Below are 25,250 nucleotides of genomic sequence, written 5' to 3'. Positions count from 1 at the left end.
AGCGGCGGGGAGCTTCAGGCGGACCGGGCTCAGGGGCGGTCGTCGTGCAGGGCGGCGGGCAGTTCGGTCCGGCGGCGTATGCGCAGCTTGCGGTAGGTGCTGGTCAGGTGGGTCTCCACGGTGCGCCGGGCCAGGTGCAGCAGGTCGGCGATCTCGGTGTTGGTCCGCCCCGCGGCGGCCAGTTCGGCGATCCGTCGTTCGCTGTCGGTCAGCGCCCCGGAGCCGGTGCGGGTGGTCGCCGGGCCTCGGGCGCCGCTGTCCCGCAGGACCTGCCCGGTCAGGGTGAGCAGCCGCGCGGCGCCCGCGAGCTCGGCCCGTTCCGCCGCCTCGCGCAGGCGGTCGCGGGCGCGGCCCCGTTCCCCGGCGGCGAGGAGCTGGCGGCCCTGCGCCAGCAGTGCCTCGACCAGCTCCGTCGCGGTGCCGGCGGGCGCGTCCCGCAGGGTGCTCACGGCCTCCTCGGCCAGCTTCAGGCCGCGCCTCCCGCCGGTCGCGGTGCCCAGCACGCGCAGGGCCCGGCCCACCGTGCGCGGGGTGTTCCACACACGGGCCAGCCGCAGTTCCTCCGTCGCCAGGGCCAGTGCCTCCTGGCCGCCGCCCAGCGCCAGCCGGCACTCCGCGACCGCTGTCCGCCACGGGGTGACGACCGGGCTGACCACCTCGCGGGCCGTCTGCCGCCGTCCGCACTCCAGTAAGTCGTGCAGCGCTCCCGCCGCGTCGCCGGCGGCCGCCCGCTGCACACCGCGCGCGTACAGGAAGCGGTTGAGTTCCCAGGACTCCGGTGCGTCGCGCAGGTCGAACGCGGCCGCGAGGCGCGCGGCCTCGTCGACGCGGCCGGTGTGGACGAGCGCCAGCAGGGCGTGGGCGTCGTGGTTGGTGGGGCCGGTGCGGGAGCCGGCCGCGGCGGTGCCGGGCTCCCGGGCGAGCAGGCGGGCGTGGTCGCCGCGGGCCGCGGCGATGTCCGCGCGGGTGTTGAGAAGCGCGTGCTGCATCGGGTGCAGCAGGGCCGGGTGCTGGCCGGACAGCCCGCGCTCCACGAGCCGTTCCGCCTCGTCCAGTTCGTCGGCCCACTGGGCCACCGCGGCGGCCGTGCCCAGCAGGAAGGGCTCGGCGAGCGGATCGGTCGGCTGGGCGAGCAGGGCCCGTACCCGGGTCATGGCCTCCCGGGCCGAGATCAGCCCGGCCGTCGCCGCGTACCGCACCAGCAGGGCCTGCCCGGCGGTACCGATCACCTCCGGGGAGTCCTCGCCGCTCTCGCACAGCGTCCGGTACACCTCCTGCCGGGTCGCCAGGTCCACGTCGGACAGCAGCGCGCCCGCGGCCTGCACGGTGCGGGTGAGACCCGGATGGCCGGACAGCCGGCCCTCGGTGCGGCGCAGTACCTCCATGGCCGTACGGATCTCCCCGCGGCCCGCGAGGGCGGTGCCGAGGGCGACGGCCGTCCGCACCCGGTTGCGGGGGTCGGCCGGCAGGTGCTGGGCCTCGGCGAGGCGCGCGATGGCCGCGGGCGCGTCGGCCGACGCGTACTCCAGGGAGCCCAGTTCGGTCAGCAGCCGCTGCCGCTGACCGTCATCGAGCGGCTCGTCCAGCGCCCGGCGCAGATAGCCGACGGCGTCGCCGGGCCGGGCGTCGTGCACGGCGACCGTCACCGCGTCCCGCAGCACGCGCAGGGCCCAGGGCAGCCCGACGGCCGGTGCGCGCAGCAGGTGCCGGGCGACCGCCTCCACCCGTCCGCCCCGGCGCAGCAGTGCCTCCGCCGCCGCCCGGTGCGCGGCCTCCCGGCGGGGTCTCGGCCACCCGGTGAGCACGGCGTCGCGCAGCAGCGGGTGCGCGTAGCGGGGGCGGCCGGCGCCGTCGCGCCGCAGCAGTCCGAGCCGCGTGGCGGCGGCGAGCCACCCGGCGACCCGGACGGGGTCGGCCCCGGCCGCCTCGGCGAGCAGGTCGGCCGTTTCACCGGCGTCCGCCCCGGCCGGCCCGCCCGCCGCGTCGTCCTCGCCGCCCGGCGGCCAGGCCTGCTCCAGCGCCGCGAGGCACCGGGCCACGTCGGCCGTCGCGGCACCGGCGCTGCTCAGCCACCAGGAGACGGCCGCCGGGTACGTCCCCGGGTACAGCTCGGCGCAGGTGTCGGGCAGGGGAGGGACGCCGTGGTCCGCGGGACGCTCCGGGCCCGGTGTGCCGCCCAGGTCGTCCAGCAGGGCGTGCAGCAGCAGCGGGCTGCCGGCTCCGGCCCGCACGCACTGGGCCGTCCACTGCGGGCCGGCCTCCGGGAAGGCCGCCCGCACCAGGGCGGCCGCCGCCGTGTCGCCGAGCGGGGGGAGGGTGTGGGTGCGCACGAGGGAGGGCGACAGGGCCTGGCTGAGTCCGGCCGGCCGCGGGTCGACGTCGTACTGGCTGCGCTCGGTGGCCACCAGCAGCACCGGTAATCGGTCCAGCCGGCGGGCCGCCTCCAGCAGCCAGCGGCGCGACGACTGGTCGGCCAGGTGGATGTCGTCGGCGGCCACGAACAGCGGTCCCTTGGTCGCGTACGACCGCAGCAGCCGCCACAGGCGGGCCGCGCTGCCGCGGTCGTCTCCGTCGGGCGCCAGGTCGGTGAAGTCCGGTACCGGGCCGAGGAGTTGCAGGATCGCCCCGAAGGGCACCGCGGTGTCCTCGGGTGAACAGCGCGCCCGCAGGACGCGCATGCCCAGGTCCGCCGCGTGCCGCGCGGCGCTCTCCAGCACGGCGGTGCGGCCGGTTCCGGTGGCGCCGCGCACCAGGACGAAGCCCCCGGTGCCGGCCCGGGCCCGCTCGGTCTCGGCCGCCAACAGCGCCCGTGCGTCGTCGCGTTCACGGAGCGGTCCGGTCATCGGGTGCCTCCTGCGGTGGATGATGCTCCTCCCGCCTGTGAGACGGGTGAATGCGGGCGGGGGTGGTGTGAAGTGGCCCACGCGTGGCAACGGTGTTCCATGGGCCGGTGAGCGGCCGCCGCGGCGGCTGTGGCGAGGCTCACGGTGGTGCGCCGTCGGGCCACGGGCCCGCGCTCTCCCTGCACAGGACCCGCCTGACCTGCGGAGACACCCGAACGGGGCGGTTCCCGGCGGTGCTTGTCTCGTGGTGTGCCTCGTGGTGCTCCACGATTGCGCGGCCCCGGCACCCGAAGAAGTGTGGAACCTGCTCATCCGCTGCCGGCCAGTGCCGGACGGCGGGTTCGTGAACAGGGGGGAAACGGTTGCTCAGCTCACCCCGGACCACCACCACGGCCGCCCTCGGCGCCGGCCGGGTCACCGGTGCCGGCGACGGGCGCGTTCCGGTGGCGGTGTCCGCTCCGGATCCGATCAGCCGCGAGGGCGCGGTCAGCCAGTTGCGCCGGCACCCGGAGGTCGACCTGCGCGAGGAGTCCGGTCCCGGCACGGTGGCGCTGCTCATCGAGGACGCGCTGGACGAGGCGGCGCTCACCCGGCTGCGGCGGATCGTGCGCAGCGAGGGCGCGCGTGCCGTGCTCGTGGTCGGCTCGATCCGCGAGACCGAACTGCTGGACGTCGTCGAGTGCGGCGTCGGCGCCATCGTGTGGCGCCACGAGGCCACCGCGCACCGGCTGGTGCAGGCGGTCCTGGCGGCCTCCCGCGGCGACGGCGACCTGCCGGCCGACCTGATCGGGCGGCTCGTCCACCAGGTGGGAACCCTGCATCGGGGCGCGGCGGGCCGCCCCGGCGCCCCCTCGCTGGGCCTCGCACCCCGCGAGGTGGACGTCCTGCGACTGGTCGCCGACGGCCTCGACACCGGGGAGATCGCCGGCAAGCTGTCCTACTCCGAACGGACCGTCAAGAACGTCATGCACGGACTCACCACGCGGCTCCATCTGCGCAACCGCGCGCACGCCGTGGCCTATGCCCTCCGGGAAGGCTACATCTGACCGAACGGGCAATCGAAGGCGGCGCGTCGGAGCCGCACGGGCAGACCGTCCTGCCCGCCGGCCGTCCCCGGCGTGCCTGCGGGCCGGGCGGCCCCCGGGGCACGATCGACGGCGGACGACAGGCCGGGCGAAGCGGCGGCGGTGCGGGCAGGGCGGGAGCGCGAACGTGATCCACGAGGTGGACGAGGTCCTCAAGACCCTCCTCGGCGGCGGGGCCTTGGCGGGCTCGGGCATCGACGTGTCCTTCGAGGCACCCACGCGCGACTGGGCGGCCCGGCGCAACGGCCCGGTGGTCAACACCTACCTGTACGACATCCGCGAGGACGTGGCCCGGCGCCAGCGCGGGCAGATGGCGGTCCGCGACGAGCACGACATCGTGGTGCGGCGCCGCCAGCCGCCCCGCTGGTTCCGGCTGTCGTACCTGGTGACGGCCTGGACGAAGACCCCGCAGGACGAGCACCGGCTGCTGTCCGCCGTGCTCGCGACCCTGCTGCCCCACGAGATGGTGCCGCCCGCCGGACTCCCGGGCTCCCTGGGCGCACTCGGCCTGTCGGTGCCGCTGACGGTGGCCGGCATCCAGACGGAGTCCCGGTCCCTCGCCGAGATCTGGTCCGCCCTGGGCGGTGAGCTGAAACCCTCCCTCGACCTGGTGGTGACCGCGCCCTTCCCCGCCTTCCCCGAGTACGACGCCGGTCCCCCGGTCACCGAGGGCGCCACGGTCCGGGTCCGCGACCTGGCCGACGACCCGGCGGAGGCCGGCGGACGCTCCCACCGCCCGCACCAGGTCGCGGCGGCCCGGGCCGCCCGCCGGGCCGGCCGCCCCGCGGACCCGCGGTGAACGCGCCGTGCACCCCCTCCGACGGCCCGGGAGCGGCCACGGGCACCGGTGAGGGTGCCGCCCCCGCGCTGCTCGCCCGGCTCGCGGTGCTGCGGGAGCGGGTGACCGCTCTGGTCGAGCGGCGTTCCGCCACCGATCCGACCGCCGACGACCCGCTGCGCGGCCTCTACCTGTCCGAGGAGGCGGTGCGGCGCCTGCTGCACACCTGGTCCCCGCCCGCGGGGGCCGAGGCCACCGCAGCGGCCACCGGGGCCGCCCCCGGCGCCGGCCACGACGGGACGCCGGCCGACCGGCTGTCCCGGCTCGCCGGGCGGGCGGCGCTGACCGAGCTGGACGTCGCCGTGCTGCTCGTGGCCCTCGCCCCCGACGTCGACCGCACCTTCGAGCCGCTCTACGGCTACCTCAACGACGACGTCAGCCGCCGCCGGGCCACCGCGGGCCTCGCCCTCGAGCTGTGCGCCGTGCCCGCGCACGCGGCGGCGGCCCGCGCCCGCCTGCACGCCTCGGCACCCCTGCGCGCCCTCGGTCTGCTGGAGGTCGAGGAGCCGGAACGCCCCTTCCTGACCCGTTCGCTGCGGGTTCCCGACCGGCTGACCGGCCACCTCCTCGGCGACGACACCCCGGACGCGGCCCTGCTCGGCCGGCTGCGCCCGATGCCCGAGCCGCTGCCCGCGGGCGCCGCCGCCGAGGACTTCGCGCGCCGGCTCGCCGCCCGCCTGCTCGCCGGACCGCTCACCGTGCACCTCCGCGAACAGCACGAGGGTGACGGCCTGGCCGCCGTCGCCGCCGCGCTGCGCCTCGCCGGCCTCGACGCGCTGCACTGCCCGGACCCGGGGGACCACGTCCCCGAACTCCTCCGCGAGGCCCGCCTCGACGGCCGCGCCGTCGTCGTCCCGGGCCTGCCCGGACAGCCGGGCCCGCTGGTCCGGGCGCTGACGGCGGCGAGGGACGTGACCGTACTGCTGACGGACACCCGCCCCTACGACCCCCACTGGTCCCTGGGCGATCCGCTGGTCCTGGAGGCGCCGGGACGCGGGGCCGGCGGGGCGCAGGCCTGGCGGGCCGCGCTCGGCCCGGACGCCGACGGCTTCGACCTGGCCGCCACCGTCGCCCCGTACCGCCTCGGTGGCGAGCGCATCCGGCGGGCCGCCGAGGCCGCCCACGCCCTCGCCGTCTTCGACGGCGGCCCGGTCACCGCCGCCCACGTCCGGCTCGCCGCCCGCCGCCAGTCAGCCTCCGGACTGGAGAGCCACGCCCGGCGCATCCGTCCCGCGGTGGACTGGGGAGACCTGGTCCTGCCCGAGAAGCCCCTCACCCAGCTGCGCGAACTCGCCCTGCGCGCCCGCCACCGCGACCGCGTGCTCGGCGACTGGCGGCTCAGCGCCGGCGGCGGGCGCGGCCGGGGCGTGCTCGGGCTGTTCGCGGGCGAGTCCGGCACCGGCAAGACCCTGTCGGCGGAGGTGGTCGCGGCCGACCTGGGCCTGGACCTGTACGTCGTCCAGTTGTCGTCGATCGTGGACAAGTACGTCGGCGAGACCGAGAAGAACCTGGAACGGATCTTCACGGAGGCCGACCGCACCGACGCCGTGCTCCTCTTCGACGAGGCCGACGCCGTGTTCGGCAAGCGCTCCGAGGTCAAGGACGCGCACGACCGGTACGCCAACATGGAGAGCGCCTACCTGCTCCAGCGGCTGGAGTCCTTCGACGGCATCGCCCTGCTCACCACCAACCTGCGGGCCAACATCGACGAGGCGTTCACCCGGCGCCTGGACCTCGTGGTCGACTTCCCGTTCCCGGACGCCGGGCAGCGGCTGGCCCTGTGGCGGCACGGCATGGCGCACGTCCCCTCCGCCGACGGCATCGACCCGGCGCCCCTGGCGCGGGACTTCGAGCTGGCCGGGGGTTCGATCCGCAGCGCGGTGGTCACCGCCGCCTACCTGGCCGCCGGGCGCGGTGACCGGGTGACGGCGGGCGACCTCCTGGAGGGCGCCCGCCGCGAGTACCGCAAGGCGGGGCGGCTGGTGCCGGGCGAGGGCGGCTGGTGACCGGTCAGGCCCCGTCCGGCCGGACGATCTTCCACTCCGCGTCGTCGGAGGCGGCGCAGTCGTAGATCATCAGCCGGGCGAAGAGGTTGCCCCCGTCGACGCCGTCCACGTCCAGACACGCGTTGTTGCTGGCGAAGTTGCGGATCCAGTAGACGCCGCTCTGCTGCTCGTCGAGCCACCAGAGCTGGTTGTCGGCGGTCGTGCCGTCGCAGTGGAACTCGGCGACGGGCGTCCCGAAGGGCCGGGCACCGTACTCGCCCAGGTCCATGCAGTACTTGTCCTTGACGTTGCGGATCTGGAAGAGAGCCGCCCCGCCGGGGCCGCCCTTCTCGTCCGTCACCTCCAGGTCCCAGATCTGGTTGTCCCCGTCGGTGTCGTCGCAGGCGGCCTGCTGCACGGGGCCGTTGATCTCCCCCTTCTCACGGCCGGGCAGTTCGGCGCACATGTCGCTGGCGGTGTTGCGCAGCAGGATGTTCCGGGCGGGCACCACGGGCGGCTCGCTCTTGGGCTTCGGGGACGGCGACGCGTCACCGCCGCCGCCACCGCCGCCACCGCCGTCGTCCTCGGGTTCCTCGGCGGCCGGCTGCTCGGGTGCCTCGACGGGAGCCGACGCGGCCGCGCTGGGCAGCGGCTGGGGCGGGGCACTGGGGCTGGGGGCGAGCGCTGCGCCCGCCTGCTCCGTCTGCTCGGTGGCGCTGCTGCGGACCTGGGGCTTGTAGGCGATCCAGATCATGACGAAGGCGATGGTCAGGGCCAGCGCGATGCCGAAGAACGTGGCCAGCCAGCGGGGCAGGAACCCGCGCTGCACGTAGGTCCCCTCGACCTCCGTCGGCTCGACGCCCGACCGGCGCACCGCCAGCGTGTAGGGCCGTTCCTCCTTCGAGCCGAACCAGATGATCCGGCGCGGCCTCAGCGTCGTGTCCACGAACGCCGCGCGTCCCGGCTCGATCTGCACGTTCCCCGGACGGATCTCGTACGTCAGGTGGTCGCCGGTGTCGCTGCCCGCGACCGACGCCGTCACCTTGGTGTTGCCGAGGTTGTCCACCGCGAGCCGCGGCCGCCCCCGGAACCTGCCCTTCACCGTCGGCGGCACCAGTTCGGCCCGCACCTGCGTGAACGGCGTGATCGTCAGGTTGCCCTCGGGAACCGTCACCGCTTCCGGGTGCTCGGTCGGCGTGATCCGCACCGCGTACGGATTCGGGCCGGCCGCGGCGTCGGGGGTCCGCGGCGGCGCGAACGTCAGCTCGACGGTGCCGGTCGTACCGGGGTACAGCCGCAGTGTCTGCGGCTCGACGGTCGTCCACGGGGCCACGTCCCCGACGGGTTCGAACCGGTACTCGTCGACGACGTCACCGGTGTTGCGCAGCCGCAGCCGCACCCGTGTGCTGCTGCCGGGATCGACCGTGGCGGACGCGGGCTCCAGGGAGGTCCAAAGGCTCACGCCGCGACGCTACGGGGCCCGCGCCGCCGGGTCACCGGGCGGCGGGGCAGACCCCGTTGCCCCTCGGGTCAGGCGGAGGTGTCCATCGGTTCGGTCTCCCGCTCCCCCTCGCTGGGCGCCGGGGAGTCGGAGTCGGAGTCGTGATCGGTGGTGAGCTGGTGGAGCTCGCAGTTCAGCGGCACGGTGACGCGGGTGCCGCCGGCCTGCCGGATGACGGTGTCGATGCGCCGCGCGAGGGCGGGCGCCTGGTCGGCCGTGTAGTCGGCGATGTCCGTGTTGGCCGCGGTGCTGGGCCAGTACGGGCCCGGAGTGCGGTCGGTGCCCTGGAACAGCTCCATGTAGCAGATCACGCAGGGCCGCTTCAGTCCGCCGTACGTGTCCGCGGTCGCGCCCTCCTTCTCCGCGGCGGCGTGGATGGCCCGCTCCGCGTGGATGTCCTTCTCCCCGTCGGGCACCGTGGCCTGCCCGGCGAGCGCCGCCATGACCGGCCAGAAGTCGGGATGCAGGTTCTCCTTGGTCTTCATCTGCGACAACAGGTGCCGCAGCTTCGCCGTGTGGCGCTTCTCGCGGCCCTCCTCGGGTGCCACCTTCTCCAGCAGACCCAGCAGGTAGGCGTCGGCGGCCTGTCCGTCGATGCCGGCGCGCAGCGCATCGTTCACCCGGGTGTGGTTGGTGGAGACGAACAGCTTGAAGGCCTGCTCCTGTTCGGGCGTGGGCTCCAGGTCCTGGGCGGGCCGGACGGTCGCCGCCTGCACCTCCGTCGGCTTGAGGCCGTCGGCCAGCAGGTACCGGTTGACGGTCGTGCACACCCAGCGCAGCACCTGCCGGGTGCGGGCGCCGTCGAAGCTGTGCGCCTGGCTCCGGTTGGCCGAGCCCGCGTAGCGCTCGTCCAGCACCGACTTGGCGGTCCCCTCCTCCATCTGCTGCGCGTCCGGCACCAGGTGGAGGGTGAGGCTCTGGTTGGCGCCCCTGCGCTTCCAGCCGAGGGCCACCAGCGCGTCCGCCACCGAGTCGGCGACGCTCTGCACCTTCTTCCGCCGGCCGCCCCGCCCCTGCGGCTTGGTCACCCGGCCGGACGGCGCCCGCTGGACGTGCGCGCCGGGCTCGGCGGCACGCTGCACCGCGGCGCCCGAGGCCGTCGCGCCGGGCAGCGTCAGGTCGGGCACCCCGCCCCGCGCCATGATCCGCCCGTGCTCCGCGGCCTGCACCTCGAAGGCGTCGTCCGGGCTGGAGACCCGGGTCCCGGTGCCGTCGTCGGTGCCCGCCACCTTGCCCATGGCCTGCTGCCAGACGTGCCCGGCCTCGTGGAAGAGGGTCTCGTCGTCCAGGCTGGAGCGCCCGCTGACGATGTGGGAACCGGTGGTGTAGGCGACGGCGCCGTGGTCGGCCGCCGAACGCTGCGCCACCGGCCCGTCGTGCAGGCGGACGTGCCCGAACTTCATGGGGTACGCCTGCTCCACCCGCTCCAGGATGTGCGACGGCAGTGGCCGGCCGGGCGTCGCGATGGCGTCACCGGGAGCGACCCGGCGCTGCACCGCCGCCTCCTCGTGCCCGCAGCCGGCGCCGTGCCGGTGCCGGTCGCCCTCCGCCAGGCGCTGCACCGCCGCGTCGGCGTGCCCGCAGCCGGCGCCGTGCTCGTGCCGGTCCTGGGAGACGGCGCGGGAGAAGGCCGCGTTGCCCGCCTGCCGCTGGAGCGCGAGCGCCCCGGCCGCCCACGAGGGTGTCCGGGAGGGCCTGGGCGGGCGCCCCGCCTGCCCGTTCGCCGGATCCCGCTCCTTGCCGTTGTCCTGCGCGCGCACGGGCGCTCCCCTCGGCGGTGGATACACGTCGGGACGACACTGTGCCGGGCGGCGGCGGGAGCGGGAAGGACCACGGGGGCAGCCGCGGGGGCAGCGCGCGAACGTGCCCGTCGGGGCAGCGGGGCTGCCCCGGGAACGGCCCCCGGGGCCGTTCCGGCGGGCGCGACGCGCGCGCGAGGGTGAGGGGCGTCCTGTCTCGTACCCCGAGGAGAGCAGAGCATGCCGTCCTACCTGTCGCCCGGCGTCTACGTCGAGGAGGTGGCCAGCGGCTCGCGCCCGATCGAAGGGGTGGGCACCTCGGTGGCGGCCTTCGTCGGACTCGCGCCGACCGGACCGCTGAACGAGCCCACGCTGGTCACCAACTGGACCCAGTACGTCGCGGCGTTCGGTGACTTCACCGACGGGTACTACCTCGCGCACTCCGTCTACGGCTTCTTCAACAACGGCGGCAGCGCCGCCTACGTCGTCCGCGTGGGCGGCTCCGCCGAGGACGCCGCGGGTGAGGCCCCGGGGACGGACGCCGCCGCCTCGGTGACGGCCGGCACCGCTCCCGCCGCGCTGCCCGCCGCCGAACCCCGGCAGCTCGGCACCTTCGCCGTGACGGCCACCGCCGCGGGCGAGCACGGGCCGCTGTCCGTCGAGGTCGCCGACCCCGAGGGCGAGGGCCCCGCCGAGCGCTTCAAGCTGATCGTCAAGGACGGCGACCGGCCGGTCGAGACCTTCGACGTGAGCGCCAAGAAGGGCAACCGCGCCTACGTCGTCACCCAGGTCAAGGAGCGCTCCAAGCTCATCACCGTGACGGAGGCCGCGCCGTCCGCGCAGCTGGCCCGTCCGGAGAACCAGACCGTGGCGCTGCCCGCACCGCCCGCCGCTCCCGCCGCTCCCGCCGGGAAGGCCGCTCCGGCCGGCGAGGTCTCCCACCCCGGCCCGGCGCAGTACCTCGGCGACTCCGCCGACCGCACCGGCTTCGGCGGTCTGGAGGCCGTCGACGAGGTCTCCATGGTCGCCGTGCCCGACCTGATGGCCGCCTACCAGCGCGGCGCGATCGACCTGGAAGCCGTCAAGGCCGTCCAGCTCGGTCTCATCGCCCACTGCGAGCTGATGGGCGACCGCGTCGCCGTCATCGACCCGCCGCCCGGGCTGAACGCCCGTCAGATCCGGGTCTGGCGCCAGGAGACGGCCGGCTACGACTCCAAGTACGCGGCCCTGTACTACCCGTGGATCAAGACCTTCGACCCGGCCTCCGGCCAGTCCCGCCTGATCCCGCCGAGCGGCCACGTGGCCGGCATCTGGGCCCGCAACGACTCCGAGCGGGGCGTGCACAAGGCCCCCGCCAACGAGGTCGTCCGCGGCGCCGTCGACCTGGAGCTCCAGATCACCCGCGGCGAGCAGGACCTGCTCAACCCGGTCGGCGTCAACTGCATCCGCGCCTTCCCGGGCCGCGGCATCCGCGTCTGGGGCGCCCGCACCCTCTCCTCCGACCCGGCGTGGCGCTACCTGAACATCCGCCGGTACTTCAACTACCTGGAGGAGTCGATCCTGATCGGCACCCAGTGGGTGGTGTTCGAGCCGAACGACCACAACCTCTGGGCCCGCATCCGCCGCAACGTCTCGGCGTTCCTGGTCAACGAGTGGCGCAACGGCGCCCTGTTCGGCCAGAGCCCCGAGCAGGCCTACTACGTCAAGTGCGACGAGGAGACCAACCCGCCGGAGTCCGTCGACCTCGGCCGGGTCATCTGCGAGATCGGCATCGCCCCGGTCAAGCCCGCCGAGTTCGTGATCTTCCGGCTGGCCCAGTTCTCCAGCGGCAGCGGGGAGCTGGAGGAGTAGGCGGCACCCGCCCGCTCCCCGTAAGCCCCCTCCCATCCCCAGAAGGACAGCGAACACATGAGTCTCCAGCCGGGTGACGCCCTCACTTCACACAACTTCGGTCTCCAGATCGACGGTGTGATGGTCGAGTACCTCGCCGAGGTCAGCGGCCTGACCCTCGAACAGGACGTCATCACCTACCAGCAGAACAGCGCGCAGGGCCGGGCCGAGGTGGCGCTGCTGCCGGGCGTGCAGAAGAACGGCCAGTGCACCGTCGTGCGCGGCATGACCCAGTCGGCGTCGTTCACCCAGTGGATCAACGACTCGATCCGCGGCCAGATGAGCACGGCCCGCAAGAACGCGTCCATCATCATGATGGACTTCCAGGACAACCCGGTGAAGCGGTACAACCTGCGCAACGCCTGGTGCAGCAAGATCGACACGAGCACGGTGAAGGCGGGCGAGGCGGCGGCCCTGACCGAGACCGTCACCATCGTGTTCGAAGAACTGGTCATCGAGTAATGCGGCGTACGGCTGCCCAGGCACCCGCCGCGGCACCCATGACTGCGGCGGCGGGAGCGGACTCCCCCCGTTCGGCTCCCGCCGCCGCGCCTGCGGAAGCTCCGGCCGACGCGCTGCCCCGCCGGCAGCTCGTCACCGAGTTCCCCTTCGAGCTGCCGCGCGGGTACGTCGACGAGGCGGGCACGGTGCACCGGGACGGTGTGATGCGCCTGTCGACGGCCCGGGACGAGCTGGTCCCGTTGCGCGACGTGCGCGTGCAGGAGAACCCCGCGTACCTGTCGGTGGTGCTGCTCGGCCGGGTCATCACCCGGCTCGGCACGCTGGCGATGGTGCACGACGGGGTCGTGGAGAACATGTTCGCCTCCGACCTGGCGTTCCTCCAGGACTTCTACCGCCAGATCAACGCGGAGGGGCACACCCGCGCGGCCGTGCAGTGCCCGCACTGCTCGGAGCCCTTCGAGGTGGAACTCGGCGGGAGCCGCCTGGGGGAATCGTGACGTACGCGACCGACCGGCTGCACGAGGAGATCGCGTACGTCGCCTTCCACTTCCACTGGGGCCTGGACGCGATCCTGGACCTGGAGCACCAGGACCGGCGCCGGTACACGGAGCAGATCGCGTCCCTCGTGACGCGCGGCGCGACGGAGGGCTGAGCGGTGGGATTCCTCGACCGGCTGCGGGGACGGCAGGGCGGTGCCGGCGCGGCGGGCTCCGCGCAGAGCCCGCCCCCGCGCGGGGACGTGCCGAGCCCGGCGGACGTGCCGAGCCCGGAGAGCGTGCCGAGCCCGGAGGGCGTGCCGGCCCCGGCCGATGTCACGGCGCCGCCCGTGGCCGTCGCCGCGTGGACGGCCCTGCCGCCGATCCAGCGGTCGACGGGCGACCGGCGTCCAGGCGTCGCGGACGCCGGGTTCGGCGGACGGCTGCCCACCTGGCAGAACCCGTCGTTCAGCGGGGCACCGTCCCCGGCGGTCCTCGACCCGGCGGCCGGCCACGGCCTGCTCTCGGGGGCGTTCGCCGAGCCGGCGCGGCCGGGCGCGGAGTCCGGCCCCCGTACGCGAGGGCTCCCGTCGGCGTCCCCGGCGGGCGCTCCCGCCGTGCAGCGCATGCCGGTGGCGCCGCTGCGGACGGTACCGAGGACACCGGCGCCGTCCCCGGCCGCGCCCGCCTCGTCCCCGGCCGCGTCGCCCGTGACGCGGGCGCACACTCCGCCGTCCGCCGCGGCACCGACCGCGTCCCGGACGCCGGTCCAGCGACCGCGCCCCACGGCGCCGGCGTCGCCGTCGGCTCCCGCGGGTCCCCCGGCCCGGGGCGCGCACGGCGTCCGCGTGACTCCCGTGCCGCCCGCCGCACCGCGCACACGGGACCTGCTGACCAGGGCGCCGTCCGCGCCGGCGGCCGTGCAGCGGCGGGCCCTGCCCGCGACCCGGCGCGCGCCCGACGCCGCTCCCGCCTCCTCGGACACCGCGCCCTCGTCACCGGACGGCGACCGAGGAGGCCCCGGCGCGCTTCAGCCCGGGTCCGCCGACCGGACGCCCGCGCCTGCCGCGGCGCCCGTCCAGCGCACCGCACGCCCGCCCGGCGCCGCGCCCGCACCACGGACGCACACCTCCGGTCCCCGGGCGACGGCCGCGTCCCCGGACGGCCCGACGGTCGCCGACGCGTCCCCGGGTCCCGTTCGCCTGCCCGGCCCCACCACCAGCACCCCGACACCGGGCGGCGCCCCGCGGTCCGGCACGCCGGTCCAGCGGGCGACCCACGAGGCCCGGCCCACGCCCCGCACCACCCCGGCCCCACGCACCACCGCACGACCCGCGAACGCCCCGGCGGCCGGTGCCCCGGCGGCCGGACGTCCGGTCCAGCGCGCATCGTCGGCGCCGCGCACCGACCCGGCCGCCAACACCCCGACACCCGGAACTCCGGTCCAGCGGACGACATCCGCCCCGCACCCGGGCCCCACCGGCAACGACAGCACCTCGACGACCGGCACCCCCGCCCAGCGCGCATCGTCGGCGCCGCGCACCGACCCGGCCGCCAACGCCCCCGCACCCGGAACTCCGGTCCAACGAGGCACCTCCGCCCCGCACCCGGGCCCGACCGGCAACGGCAACTCCCCGGCGACCGGCACCCCGGCCCAGCGGCCGACATCCGCCCCGCACCAGACCCCGACCCCGACCCCGACCCCGACCCCGACCGGCAACGACAGCACCTCGACGACCGGCACCCCCGCCCAGCGCGCATCGTCGGCGCCGCGCACCGACCCGGCCGCCAACGCCCCCGCACCCGGGGCTCCGGTCCAACGAGCCACCTCCGCCCCACCACGCACCGACCCGGCCGGCAACCCCCCGGCGGCCGGCACCCCCGCACGCGAAGGCGCCCTCGGCGGCCCGGCGTCCGACCTCCCGGTGCAGGGTGCGGTGCCCCCGCGGGGCCCGCAGACCGCCCGCACGAGTACGGGCCCCACCCCCGCGAGCACCCGGTCCTCGTCCGCCCCCGGTAGCAGCACGCCCGCCGCACCCGTGCACCCGCACGGCTCCGTACCGAACGCCGCCCCTGCCTCCGGCACCACGACCGACGGCACGCGACCGACCACGCGGGCCCAGGGGGCCGTACCCGGCTCCACGGGCGACCGACGGACGCCCGCCCCTCACGACCCGGCAGCCGGTCTCCCGGTACAGCGGGCCGCCACCCCGGGCAGCACCGCGCCCGGCGGCGGCACGTCCGCACCGGCGGCACGCCCGCAGAGCCGGCCCTCCGCGGCCGCCGGTCCGGCGACGCCCACCACCGGTGGCGCCCCCGCGACGAGCACCCCGGTCCAGCGGCCCGCGCCCGGCACCGTCCGCCCGACCGCGGCACCCGGCACGCCCGGCGGCAAGGGCGGCGGCGGAGCGACCGGCACGGCACCCGACGCCTCGGCCCCGCCCGTCCAGCGGGCCGTGCCCCGGAACACCCCCGCGGCGAGCGGACCCCGGCCGACCGCCACCGCCCGGCCACCGGCGGATCCCTCCGGCGCGGGACGCCACCCCGGTGCCACCGCGCCCACCCCCACGACGTCCACGTCACCGCGCACCGCCGACAGCACGGCCGCGACCCGCCCCGCCGACGCGGGTGCCACCACGGCCCCCGTCCAACGGCGGACGACGACGCCCGGCGGGCCGGCCGCAGCGAAGACCTCGCCGCCGCACCGCGCCGACGGCACCCCCGCCCCGGCCCCGTCCACCGTCCCCACGGCCGTACGCCCGGGCACGCCCGCAGGCCCGGTGCAGCGCTCCACGGACGGAGCACCCGCGTCCGCGACGCCTCCGGCGCCCGCCACGGCACCGGCCCCCGTCCGGCGGTCGCCGTCGGCCGCCCCGGGTGCCTCCGACCGCTCGGCCCGTCCGACGACCGACGCGGCCACCGCCTCGCACTCCACCGGCCCCACGTCCGTACGCCCCGGCCCGGTGCCCCCCGGCACCGCACCCCTGGTCCAGCGCAGCACCGCGGTACACCGTCCGGGACTGGGCGCCCCCGCCTCCGCACCGACCCCCGCACACCCGGCCCCGGCACCCGAGCCCGCGCGCCCGGCCCCCGGCACGGCGGCCCCGCCCGCCGACCGGCGCCGCTCCCCGCTCGGCACCCCCCTCACCACCACGCCGGCCGGCAGCACGCCGCTCACCGCACCGGCCCCCGGTCCGCGCGCCGGTACGCCCGCACCCCCGCCGGTCCAGCGAGCCACCGCCCCCTTCGTCCCCGGGTTCCGGACCCCGGTGCCGGCCGCCGACGTCCTCCAGGCCCCCGCGTCCACGTCCCCGCCGACGCCCCCCGGCCCCAGCGCCCCCGTCACGGACCACCCCGCACCCCAGATCCAGCGCGCCACCACGACACCCCCGCCGGTCCACGCGGCCACCCCCGGCCCCAACCCGCCCCTCCCGGGCCACCCCGCACCCCCGGTCCAGCGCACCACCACCGCCACACCCCCGCCGAACCGGCAGGCCGCCACCCCGTTTCCGCCGCCACCGCCCGTATCCGCGGCGCCCGCCACCCCGACCGGCCCGCCACCCGGGCCGGTGCCGCCCCTGCCGCTGCCCGCCGTCGCAGGCTCCGCCGCGCACACGGGCCGGCGCGCGCCCGCCGGCGCCGTACCGCTGCGCCGGCCCGCCCCGCCCGGCGCCGGGGCAGCCGCCGGTCCGTTGCCCGTGGCGCCCCTGACCCCGCCCCCGGCGGCCCCGCACCCCCCGCTCCAGCGCACGCCCCCGGCGACGCCGGCCGCGGACACCGCACCTGCGCACACGGTGCAGCGCCTTTCCGGTCGCAGCATCGGCGCCCTCGCCGCGGCGGCGTCGGCCACCGTCGCCTCCACCCTGGGGCACTTCCGGACGTCCTCGACCCAGCAGTCAGGCGTGAGCGACCCGCCGCCCCCGTCGTACAGCGCGGCGACCGCCCCGCCCGGCGACCGTCCGCCCTCCGCGTCGCCCGGTCCCGCGGCAGACCCGCCGCCCGCGTACACGGCGGTCGCCGAGGGCGGGTTCGACCCGCGCGAGCTCACCGACTTCCAGCTCGACGAGCTGGTGCACCGGATCATCGGCCGCGTCACCCGCCTGGTCCGAACCGAACTGCGCATGGACCGCGAGCGCATCGGACGGCTCCGCGACCCTCGCGCCTGACCGGCCACCCCTCGCACCCCACGGCTCACCCACAGAAAGGCCACTCCGATGTCCCGCCAGGACCCGGGCTCCACGATCTGGTTCACCCTCACCATCGACGGCGAGAGCCTCGGTTACTTCAACGGGTGCGAAGGCCTGGCGTCCCAGGTGGAGGTCGAGCAGCGGCAGGAGGGCGGCAACAACGGGTTCGTCTGGCAGCTGCCGACCCGCGTCACCTTCTCCACCATCCGGCTGACCCGCCCCCTCACCCCGGACACGGCCAAGGTCGCCAAGTGGATCTCCTCCGTCCAGACCGGCATCAAGCGGCCCACCGCGCAGATCTCGGCGCTGCGCGCGGACGGTTCGCTGGTCGCCCGCTGGGGGCTGATCGAGGTGCTGCCCGTCAGCTGGCAGGGCCCGAGCCTCGACCCCGCGAGCCCGGCCGTGGCCACGGAGGTCCTGGAGATCGCCCACCACGGGTTCACGGACTGACGGCGCCGCGGAGCAGAGAGGAGAACCCATGGCCACCAGCGGCAAGGGCGCCGGCAAGAGCCTCGTACGCGCCAGCCTCGCCATCCACGAACCGCCCACCGGCACGACCACCACGCCCGGCGCGCTGATGCGGACGTTCGGCTTCGAGTTCAACCCGGCACACCTGTCCATGACCCAGCGCGCCCAGTGGAAGGCGACGCCGACCATGGCCGTGCGGGACGGCTCGAAGCCGGAGTTCATGGGTGCCGAACCGCGGGAGATGACCCTGGAGATCTTCCTGGACTCCTCGATGAAGCCCAACGGCAACACCGTGATGAAGAAGGTCGAGTCCCTGTTGCGCTGCTGCGACGTGACCGCCAAGAGCATCGCCGCCAAGCAGCCGTCGCCGCCCTGGGTGGTCTTCGAGTGGGGTTCGTTCTCCACGGCACGCTTCGCCGCGTACGTCTCCTCCGTCGAGGCCCAGTACACCCTCTTCGGCACCACCGGAGTGCCCATCCGCGCCACCTGCCGGGTGTCGCTGGTGGAGATCCCCGGCCCGACCGAGGGCCAGAACCCGACCTCCGGCGCCCTCACCGCCCAGCGCGTGCACCGCGTCGTCGCGGGGGACTCGCTCGAGTCGCTGGCGTGGAGCGAGTACGGCCGCGCCCAGGCCTGGCGGGCGATCGCCGAGGCGAACGGCATCGACGACCCGTCCCGTCTGGCGCCCGGCACCGAACTCATGCTGCCCGCCGCCGAGGAGGTGCCCCACTGATGGTGCGGCACGCCTTCTCCAGCATCGTCGAGGTCAGGATCGGCGGAGCGAAACTGCCCGCCGACATCGCCCCCCTGCTCGTGGAGGGCTGGGTCGACCAGGGCGTCGGCGTACCCGCCGCCTTCCGCCTCACCTTCCGCGACCCCTACCGTCTGGTCCTCGGCAAGCTGAACGTGCAGTTCGGCACCCAGGTCGTCATCACCCCGGTCGCCGACGGGCAGGGCGTCGGCAACCCCCTGCTCACCGGCGAGGTCACCGGCCTGGAGGCCGACTACGACGGCACCGGCAGCTTCACCGTCGTCCGGGGCTACGACTACGGGCACCGCATGATGCGCCAGCGGCGCGTCGCCGCCTACCGCAACCAGAAGGCCTCCGACATCGCCCGCAAGCTCGCCGCCATGGACGGCGTGTCCATCGGCCGCATCCAGCCGACGAAGGGCATGTACGGGTTCATCAGCCAGTCCAACGTCACCGACTGGGACTTCCTGTCCCGGCTCGCCGACGAGAACAACATGGTCATGTCCCTGGACGCCAAGGGAAAGTTCCGGTTCGTCACGCCGCAGCCGTCGGCCGGCGCGCCCTCACCGCAGACCGACGGAGACAAGAGCACCTTCGTGCTCCAGGCCGGCCACGACATCCTGCGGCTGCGGGCCGCCGTCACCGCCGCCGACCAGGTGGGCCGGGTCGAGTCGCGCGGCTGGAACGTCACCACCAAGAAGAAGATCACCGAGATCGCTCCCGCCACCACCGACCCGGGCATCAGCATCGGCTCGACACCGGGCGAGGCCGCCGGGAAGTTCAAGTCGGCCAAGCTCGTCGAGACCGCCCACCCCTACGACCGGCAGGACGAGGTCCAGCACGCCGCGAAGGCCCTGGCCGCGGACGTCACCTCCTCCTTCGCCGAACTGGAGGTCGCCGTCTACGGCCACCCGGACCTGCGGCCCGGCGTCCCGGTGGCCCTGTCCGACGTCGGCAGGCCCTTCGAGGGCAAGTACACCGTCACCTCGGTGCGCCACGTCTTCGGCGACGGCAAGCACTACGAGTCCTGGATCACGGTCAGCGGACGCCAGTGGCGCTCCCTGTACGGCCTGGCGTCGGGCGGCGGTGGCGGCGGCGTGGACGCCGCGAGCGCCGCCCGGCTGCCCAGCGTCGCCAACGCCGTCGTCACCGACGTCCAGGACCCGCTCAAGCAGGGCAGGGTCAAGCTCCAGTTCCCCTGGCTCGACGACACCTACGTCAGCGACTGGGCGCGCAGCGTGCAGCTCGGCGGCGTCGGGGGCGGCGGCGTCTTCCCCATGGACGTCGGCGACGAGGTGCTGGTCGCCTTCGACCGGGGCGCGCTGGACCACCCGTTCGTGATCGGCGGCCTCTACAACGGCCGGGACCTGCCCACCAAGGTCTCCGACGTCCCCCTGCACGACGGTCTGCGGAAGAAGGCCGCCCGGCACACCCTGTCCGACCGCCAGGGCAACCGCGTCGACCTGCTCAGCCAGCAGACCGGCGGACGCAGGCAGGGCGTGCGGATCGCCAGCGGCAACGACAAGCTGACCATCAACCTCGACCGCACCCGGACCGAGATCACCGTCGACAGCAAGGGCTCGGTCAGCATCACCGGCAGCCGCTCGGTGTCGGTGGAGGCCGGCACCAGCCTGCGCCTGCACGGCCGCCAGTCCGTCCTGATCGACAGCGGCGGACCGCTCACCCTCAAGGGCAAGGGCCTGGTCAGCATGACGTCGCTGGGCGGGGCCGTCGACGTCAACGCGATGGGCGGCGCCATGAACCTGTCGTCGACCGGCATGACGTCGATCAACGCCACCGGCATGGTCTCGGTCAACGCCGTGGCGAACGTGAACATCAAGGGCCTCAAGCTCGACCTCTTCGGCGCCGTGTTCGTCAACACGATCAAGTACCCCCTCCCGGCATGAGCGCCGAGCGAAGCAGAAGGCAGGTGGCCCCCTGATGGCCGAACAGTTCGTGGGCTCCGGCTGGGCGTTCCCCATGCGCATCGGACCCACCGGCGGCATCGCCCTGGTCAGCGGCGAACGCGAGGTCGAGGAGGCCATCCGCCTCGTCCTCGCCACCGCGCCCGGCGAACGGCCGATGCGCCCCGAGTTCGGCTGCGCCATCCACGACCTCGTCTTCGCCCCGGTCAACGAACAGACCGCCGGGCGCATCCAGCACGAGGTGTACGTCAGCCTGGACCGCTGGGAGCCCCGCATCGAGGTCCACGAGGTCGACGTCAGCACCGGCACGGACCAGAGCGTCCTCTACATCGACGTCCGCTACTCGATCCGCGGCACCAACAACCCGCGCAGCCTCGTCTTCCCCTTCTACGTCATCCCGTCCCACGACGAGCCGGACCTCCCCGACGGTCCGGCCGGCCCTGCCGGCCTCCCGGGCTCTCCCGAAAGCGACCACTGATGTCCCTGCCCTCCCCCAACCTCGACGACCGCCGCTTCCAGCAGTTCGTCGACGACGCCAAGCGCTACATCCAGCAGCGCGCCCCGGAGTGGACCGACCACAACGTGTCCGACCCCGGCGTCACCCTCGTCGAGACGGTCGCCCACATGGCCGACCAGATCGTCTACCGGCTCAACCGGGTCCCCGAGAAGAACCACCTGGCCTTCCTCGACCTGGTCGGCATCACCCTGTTCCCGCCCTCCGCCGCGCGCACGGACGTCACCTTCTGGCTGTCCGCGCCCCAGGAGGACGCGATCCTGGTCCCGGCCGGCGCGGAGGTCGCCACCCTGCGGACCGAGCGCGACGACGCCGTCGTCTTCGCCACCGAGGAGGACCTGACCGTCGTACCGTGCGCCCTGCGCCATCTCGTGGTGCAGCACCGCGGCGAACCCGTCACGGACCGCACGACGGACCTCGCGGAGGGCAAGGACCTGCTCTGCTTCGCCGAGGCTCCCGGCCCCGGCGACTGCATGCTCATCGGCCTCACCGCCGCCGTCCCGGACTGCGCCCTCGCCCTCGAACTCGACAGCCGCGTCGACGGCGTCGGCGTCGACCCCCGCCAGCCGCCCCTCGTCTGGGAGGCGTGGACGGAGGACGGCTGGCAGTCCTGCGAGGTCGACCGCGACGGCACCGGCGGCCTCAACCGCCCCGGCGACGTCGTGCTCCACGTCCCCGGCGGCCACGTCCTGTCCCGCAACGGCGGCCAGGAGGCGGGCTGGATACGGTGCCGGGTCACCGACCCGCTGCCCGGCCAGCCCTTCTACACCACCTCGCCCACCATCCGCTCCGCCGAGGCGTTCACCATCGGCGGCACCACCCGCGCCGTCCACGCCGAGACCGTCCACGACGAGGCCCTCGGCGAGTCCACCGGCCTGCCCGGCCAGCGGCTGCGCCTCGCCCACGCCCCCGTCGTCGCCGACGACCCGCCCCTGCTCCTCCAGACCGCCGCCGACGCCGGCTGGCAGGACTGGCAGGTCGTCCCGCACTTCGCGGCGTCCCGCCCCGACGACCACCACATCACCCTGGACGCCGCCACCGGCGAGATCGCCTTCGGCCCCGCCGTCCGCGAACCCGACGGCACCCTGCGCCAGTACGGCACCGTCGCCCCCAAGGGCGCCGTCATCCGCGCCCGCCGCTACCGCACCGGCGGCGGCCGGGCCGGCAACGTGGCACGCGGCGCCGTCCAGGTCCTGCGCACCTCCGTCCCGTACGTCTCCGAGGTCGTCAACCGCGAGGCCGCCCGCGGCGGCGTGGACGGCGAGACCGTCGAGGAGGCGAAGCTCCGGGCGCCCATCACGCTGCGCGCCCAGGAACGCGCCGTCACCCTGCGCGACTACGAGGAACTCGCCCGCCGCGCCGCCCCCGAGACCGCCCGCATCACCTGCCTGGAGGGCAAGGAGGGCGACCACGGCGCCTACGCGGTCCGCGTCCTGGTCGTCCCGCAGGCCGTCCCCGACCCGGGCGGACGGCTCCGCTTCGAGCAGCTCGTCCCCGGCGACGCCCTCCTGGCCCGCATCACCCGCCACCTCGACGAGCGCCGCCTCATCGGCACCCGCCTCGCCGTCGGCCCGCCGTACTACCAGGGCGTCACCGTCGTCGCCACCGTCCACGCCTTCCGCGGCGTCGACACCGACCGCGTGCGCCGCCAGGCCCACGACGCCCTCTACCGCCACCTCGACCCGCTCACCGGCGGTACCGACGGCAAGGGCTGGCCCTTCGGCCGCCCGGTGCAGAGCGGCGAGGTCTTCGCCGTGCTGCAGCGCGTCCCCGGTGTGGAGCTCGTGGACGAGGTCGTCCTGCACCCCGCCGACCCCCTCACCGGCAAGCGCGGCGACCCCACCGACCGCATCGACCTCCAGGCCCCCTCGCTGGTCTTCTCCTTCGACCACCGCGTCCGCGTGATCGGAGACGGCACATGAGCACCACCGCGTACCGGGGCTCCGTCGACGGGCTCGGATCTTCCCTCCCCCTGGGCACGATGCTCCCCGCCGTCTTCGCCGACGACGACCTCGCCCAGCGCTTCGTCGGCGGCCTCGACGACGTCCTCGCCCCCATCCTCAACGTCCTCGACTGCCTGGACACCTACTTCGATCCGGCCCTCACCCCGGCCGACTTCGCCCAGTGGCTCGGCACCTGGGTCGGCGCCGAGACCGACGGCACCGAACCGGAGCCCCGGCTGCGCGCCGCCGTCGCGGCGGCGGCCCGCCTGCACCGCGTGCGCGGCACCCGGCGGGGCCTGTCCGAGGCCGTACGGCTCGCGTTCGGCGTCGCCCCGACCATCACCGAGAGCGGCGGTGCCGCGTGGAACGCCCGCCCCCTCGGCCCGTTCCCCGGCGACGCCCGCCCCCACCTCCACGTCGCCCTGCGGCTGCCGAACCCGTCCCCGGCCGACACCCACCGCCTGGACGCCCTCGTCGCGGCCGCCCGCCCCGCCCACATGCCCTACACCGTCGAAGTGACCGCCTCCGAAAGGACCCCGGAGAGATGACCACGCAGAACTGCGCCGAGTGCGGAACGCGCGCGGAACCGGGCCAGTCCTTCTGCGACGCGTGCGGCGCCGTACTCCGCTGGGAACAGGCCGGCACGGCCCGCCCCGCCCGGGACACCGCCGCCCCGCCCGACCGGACCCCCGCGCGGGACACCTCTGCCCGGCCGGACTCCGGCGGCACGCACACGCCCGCCACGACCGCCCCGGCCGACGACGACCGGTCCACCCCCGGCGCCGACGGCGACGACGACGGCTGGGCACCCCCGCCCACCACCGGCACCCCTGCCCCCGCCCCGCAGCCGGACACCCCCCGGAACACGACGACAGGGGCCGGCACGGGCACCCGGGGGACCGGCACGCCCGACCCGGGGACCGCGGCCAGGCCCGGGGCCGGCACGGGCACCCCGACGCCCGACACGAATCACCCGGGGATCGATGCGGGACACCCGGGGGCCGGCGCAGGCACCCCGACGCCCGGCACGGGTCTCCCGGGGGCCGGCGCAGGCGCCCGGGGGACCGCGGAGGGCTCCGACACCAACACACCCGCGGGAGCGGCAGGCGAGGCGGCGAGCGCCCCGGCACCCGCGGGCACCACCGACACCGTGAGCGCCGCGCGAGCCGCCAGGGCGGCGAGGGCCGCCAGAACCGCCAGGATCACAGCGGGCGCCACGGCGTCCACCGGACCGGCCGGCACCACGGCCCCCACCGCGCCCCAGCGGGCCGACGCCCAGCCCTCCTGGTCCGCCGACGCCACGCACTCCCCCGCCCCCGGAGCCCCCGGAGCCCCCGGCACCACGGCACCGACGACGCCCACCGCACCGAACGCACCCTCCTGGCCCGCCGGCACCACACACCCCCCGGCCCCCGAACCGTCCGCGCCCACCACCGGCCCCGCCCACCCCACGACGCCCGCCCGCGCGGACGGCGGCCCGCCCCACCCGTACACGGCCCCCGACACCCGCGACGTGGACGAGACCGCGCCCACCACCCCGATCCCGTCGACGTCCGAGCCGGCCCGGCCGAACGCCCTCAGCGACACCATGAACCACCGCGCGCGGTCCCTGCTCGTCCCCGTCGACGACCCGGAAGACCCCGCGCCCGCACCGCCGCCCGCCGTCGCCCCGGTCCTGCCCGGCCGCCCCGACGCCGCCCGGCCGCAGGTACGCGCCCCGGGCCACCAACCCGGCATCGCCGACGGCCCGCCCTGCCCGTGGTGCTCCACCCCCAACCGGCCCGACCGCCACTACTGCGCCCGCTGCGCGATGCCCCTGGCCGCCACCGGCGGGACCACCCAGGCACCGGCCCCCTGGTGGCGCCGCCTCTTCGGCGGCCGTCGCCGCGAGACCCCCTGGGCGGGCGACCGGCCCCGCCTGCGGCGCGTGTTCGACCGCGTCGGCACCTGGGTCACCCTCGCCGTCGTCGTCACCCTGGCGATCCTGGGCTTCGTCTACATCCCCGACGGCGTCCAGGCCACCCGCGACCACTTCGCCAAGCGCGCCCCGGTCGCCCCGGACAGGATCACGGCCTCCCGCTCCTTCCCCGGGCACTCACCGCAGCTCGCCTTCGACAAGCGCAGCAACACCTGGTGGGGCCCGGGCGTCTCGGAGTCCGGCCGGGGAGAGTGGATCGAGGTCGGCTTCACCGAGCCGACCCGGCTGCTGGACGTGATCATCACGCCGGGCGTCTCCACCCAGCCCGACAAGCTCGGCGAGTCGGCTCTGCCGCACCGCGTCAAGGCGACGATCACGAGGAAGGACGGCAGCACCACGACCCGCGACCTCACCCTGGACCAGGGCGCCGGCGGCCAGCGCCGCCCCTTCCGGGTCGGTGAGGTCACCAAGGTCCGCTTCACCATCGAGTCGGCCCACGCGGCCTCGGCCAAGAAGCAGGTCGCCATCGCGGAGATCGAGTTCTTCGGCCCGTCCAGCACGAACCGCACCTGACCCCGACCCGCCAGAGGGAACGTCGACGCCCCCGCGATCCGAGATCACGGGGGCGTCGTCCCTGCCGGGACCGGAGCCCCCTGTCGGATTCGAACCGACGACCTTCGCTTTACAAGAGCGGCGCTCTGACCAGCTGAGCTAAGGAGGCAAAC

General features: G+C 75.8%; 18 protein-coding genes and 1 tRNA gene. 15 read left to right on the top strand and 4 right to left on the bottom strand.

The genetic code is table 11. From position 1 onward, the window contains the following. Window positions 1–29: 29 nt before the first annotated feature. Window positions 30–2,843: an AAA family ATPase gene (locus ACGF3H_RS19215; RefSeq protein WP_362489847.1), complete on the bottom strand. Its 2,814-nt coding sequence runs from the start codon at window positions 2,841–2,843 to the stop codon at window positions 30–32. Window positions 2,844–3,205: 362 nt separating this feature from the next. Between ACGF3H_RS19215 and ACGF3H_RS19210 the strand changes: the two genes are divergently transcribed. The 3 genes from ACGF3H_RS19210 (at window position 3,206) to ACGF3H_RS19200 (ending at window position 6,772) form a co-directional block, all read left to right on the top strand. Continuing rightward, window positions 3,206–3,889, top strand: a complete 684-nt coding sequence (locus ACGF3H_RS19210; RefSeq protein WP_362489845.1) for a LuxR C-terminal-related transcriptional regulator — start codon at window positions 3,206–3,208, stop codon at window positions 3,887–3,889. A gap of 166 nt (window positions 3,890–4,055) precedes the next feature. Beyond that, a complete protein-coding gene (locus tag ACGF3H_RS19205; protein WP_362489843.1) occupies window positions 4,056–4,727 on the top strand; it encodes a DUF4255 domain-containing protein in 672 nt (223 codons plus the stop codon). After that, window positions 4,724–6,772: an ATP-binding protein gene (locus ACGF3H_RS19200; protein ID WP_393816512.1), complete on the top strand. Its 2,049-nt coding sequence runs from the start codon at window positions 4,724–4,726 to the stop codon at window positions 6,770–6,772. The genes ACGF3H_RS19205 and ACGF3H_RS19200 overlap by 4 nt, the downstream gene beginning before the upstream one ends. Before the next feature lie 4 nt (window positions 6,773–6,776). On the opposite strand, the gene ACGF3H_RS19195 is transcribed toward ACGF3H_RS19200, so the two are convergent. Continuing rightward, window positions 6,777–8,213: an RICIN domain-containing protein gene (locus ACGF3H_RS19195; protein ID WP_362489841.1), complete on the bottom strand. Its 1,437-nt coding sequence runs from the start codon at window positions 8,211–8,213 to the stop codon at window positions 6,777–6,779. A 68-nt stretch (window positions 8,214–8,281) separates the two neighbouring features. Continuing rightward, a complete protein-coding gene (locus ACGF3H_RS19190) occupies window positions 8,282–10,012 on the bottom strand; it encodes a DUF4157 domain-containing protein (RefSeq protein WP_362489839.1) in 1,731 nt (576 codons plus the stop codon). A 219-nt stretch (window positions 10,013–10,231) separates the two neighbouring features. Between ACGF3H_RS19190 and ACGF3H_RS19185 the strand changes: the two genes are divergently transcribed. The 12 genes from ACGF3H_RS19185 (at window position 10,232) to ACGF3H_RS19130 (ending at window position 25,098) form a co-directional block, all read left to right on the top strand. Next, window positions 10,232–11,842, top strand: coding sequence for a phage tail sheath subtilisin-like domain-containing protein (locus ACGF3H_RS19185; protein ID WP_362489837.1), 1,611 nt, complete (start codon window positions 10,232–10,234; stop codon window positions 11,840–11,842). 57 nt (window positions 11,843–11,899) lie between these two features. Further along, window positions 11,900–12,343: a phage tail protein gene (locus ACGF3H_RS19180; protein WP_019326684.1), complete on the top strand. Its 444-nt coding sequence runs from the start codon at window positions 11,900–11,902 to the stop codon at window positions 12,341–12,343. Beyond that, window positions 12,343–12,840 carry a hypothetical protein gene (locus ACGF3H_RS19175; RefSeq protein WP_362489834.1) on the top strand — a complete coding sequence of 166 codons (498 nt, stop codon included), beginning with the start codon at window positions 12,343–12,345 and terminating at the stop codon, window positions 12,838–12,840. Before ACGF3H_RS19180 ends, ACGF3H_RS19175 begins: the two co-directional genes overlap by 1 nt. After that, window positions 12,837–12,995, top strand: coding sequence for a DUF6760 family protein (locus ACGF3H_RS19170; protein WP_362489832.1), 159 nt, complete (start codon window positions 12,837–12,839; stop codon window positions 12,993–12,995). Before ACGF3H_RS19175 ends, ACGF3H_RS19170 begins: the two co-directional genes overlap by 4 nt. Window positions 12,996–12,998: 3 nt before the next feature. Next, on the top strand, window positions 12,999–16,985 hold the full coding sequence (locus ACGF3H_RS19165) for a hypothetical protein (protein WP_393816511.1): 3,987 nt from the start codon (window positions 12,999–13,001) through the stop codon (window positions 16,983–16,985). A gap of 48 nt (window positions 16,986–17,033) precedes the next feature. Beyond that, complete coding sequence (locus ACGF3H_RS19160) at window positions 17,034–17,456, top strand: phage tail protein (protein ID WP_362489829.1); 423 nt, start codon at window positions 17,034–17,036, stop codon at window positions 17,454–17,456. Window positions 17,457–17,484: 28 nt separating this feature from the next. Further along, on the top strand, window positions 17,485–18,207 hold the full coding sequence (locus tag ACGF3H_RS19155; protein ID WP_362489827.1) for a LysM peptidoglycan-binding domain-containing protein: 723 nt from the start codon (window positions 17,485–17,487) through the stop codon (window positions 18,205–18,207). Further along, window positions 18,207–20,132, top strand: coding sequence for a VgrG-related protein (locus tag ACGF3H_RS19150; protein ID WP_362489825.1), 1,926 nt, complete (start codon window positions 18,207–18,209; stop codon window positions 20,130–20,132). Before ACGF3H_RS19155 ends, ACGF3H_RS19150 begins: the two co-directional genes overlap by 1 nt. Window positions 20,133–20,166: 34 nt before the next feature. Then, on the top strand, window positions 20,167–20,628 hold the full coding sequence (locus ACGF3H_RS19145; RefSeq protein ID WP_362489823.1) for a GPW/gp25 family protein: 462 nt from the start codon (window positions 20,167–20,169) through the stop codon (window positions 20,626–20,628). Next, window positions 20,628–22,586, top strand: coding sequence for a putative baseplate assembly protein (locus ACGF3H_RS19140; protein ID WP_362489821.1), 1,959 nt, complete (start codon window positions 20,628–20,630; stop codon window positions 22,584–22,586). The genes ACGF3H_RS19145 and ACGF3H_RS19140 overlap by 1 nt, the downstream gene beginning before the upstream one ends. Then, a complete protein-coding gene (locus ACGF3H_RS19135) occupies window positions 22,583–23,155 on the top strand; it encodes a phage tail protein (RefSeq protein WP_362489819.1) in 573 nt (190 codons plus the stop codon). The genes ACGF3H_RS19140 and ACGF3H_RS19135 overlap by 4 nt, the downstream gene beginning before the upstream one ends. A 602-nt stretch (window positions 23,156–23,757) precedes the next feature. Continuing rightward, entirely contained in the window at window positions 23,758–25,098 is a 1,341-nt protein-coding gene (locus tag ACGF3H_RS19130; protein ID WP_362490056.1) for an NADase-type glycan-binding domain-containing protein, read from the top strand. Window positions 25,099–25,172: 74 nt separating this feature from the next. Here ACGF3H_RS19130 and ACGF3H_RS19125 read toward each other — a convergent pair. Beyond that, a tRNA-Thr gene (locus tag ACGF3H_RS19125) sits at window positions 25,173–25,246 on the bottom strand. Window positions 25,247–25,250 lie beyond the last annotated feature (4 nt).

The organism is Streptomyces sp. NPDC048185 (assembly GCF_043202495.1).
In the GTDB taxonomy this organism is placed as follows: Bacteria; Actinomycetota; Actinomycetes; order Streptomycetales; family Streptomycetaceae; genus Streptomyces.
Note: the sequence above shows the minus strand (reverse complement) of the source record. Positions and strands in the feature narration are given on the sequence as shown.

Coding starts and splice junctions, on each gene's coding strand:
- ACGF3H_RS19215 (WP_362489847.1), bottom strand. CDS start 2,843: ATGACCGGACCGCTCCGTGAACGCGACGACGCACGGGCGCTGTTGGCG.
- ACGF3H_RS19185 (WP_362489837.1), top strand. CDS start 10,232: ATGCCGTCCTACCTGTCGCCCGGCGTCTACGTCGAGGAGGTGGCCAGC.
- ACGF3H_RS19180 (WP_019326684.1), top strand. CDS start 11,900: ATGAGTCTCCAGCCGGGTGACGCCCTCACTTCACACAACTTCGGTCTC.
- ACGF3H_RS19175 (WP_362489834.1), top strand. CDS start 12,343: ATGCGGCGTACGGCTGCCCAGGCACCCGCCGCGGCACCCATGACTGCG.
- ACGF3H_RS19160 (WP_362489829.1), top strand. CDS start 17,034: ATGTCCCGCCAGGACCCGGGCTCCACGATCTGGTTCACCCTCACCATC.
- ACGF3H_RS19155 (WP_362489827.1), top strand. CDS start 17,485: ATGGCCACCAGCGGCAAGGGCGCCGGCAAGAGCCTCGTACGCGCCAGC.
- ACGF3H_RS19150 (WP_362489825.1), top strand. CDS start 18,207: ATGGTGCGGCACGCCTTCTCCAGCATCGTCGAGGTCAGGATCGGCGGA.
- ACGF3H_RS19145 (WP_362489823.1), top strand. CDS start 20,167: ATGGCCGAACAGTTCGTGGGCTCCGGCTGGGCGTTCCCCATGCGCATC.
- ACGF3H_RS19140 (WP_362489821.1), top strand. CDS start 20,628: ATGTCCCTGCCCTCCCCCAACCTCGACGACCGCCGCTTCCAGCAGTTC.
- ACGF3H_RS19135 (WP_362489819.1), top strand. CDS start 22,583: ATGAGCACCACCGCGTACCGGGGCTCCGTCGACGGGCTCGGATCTTCC.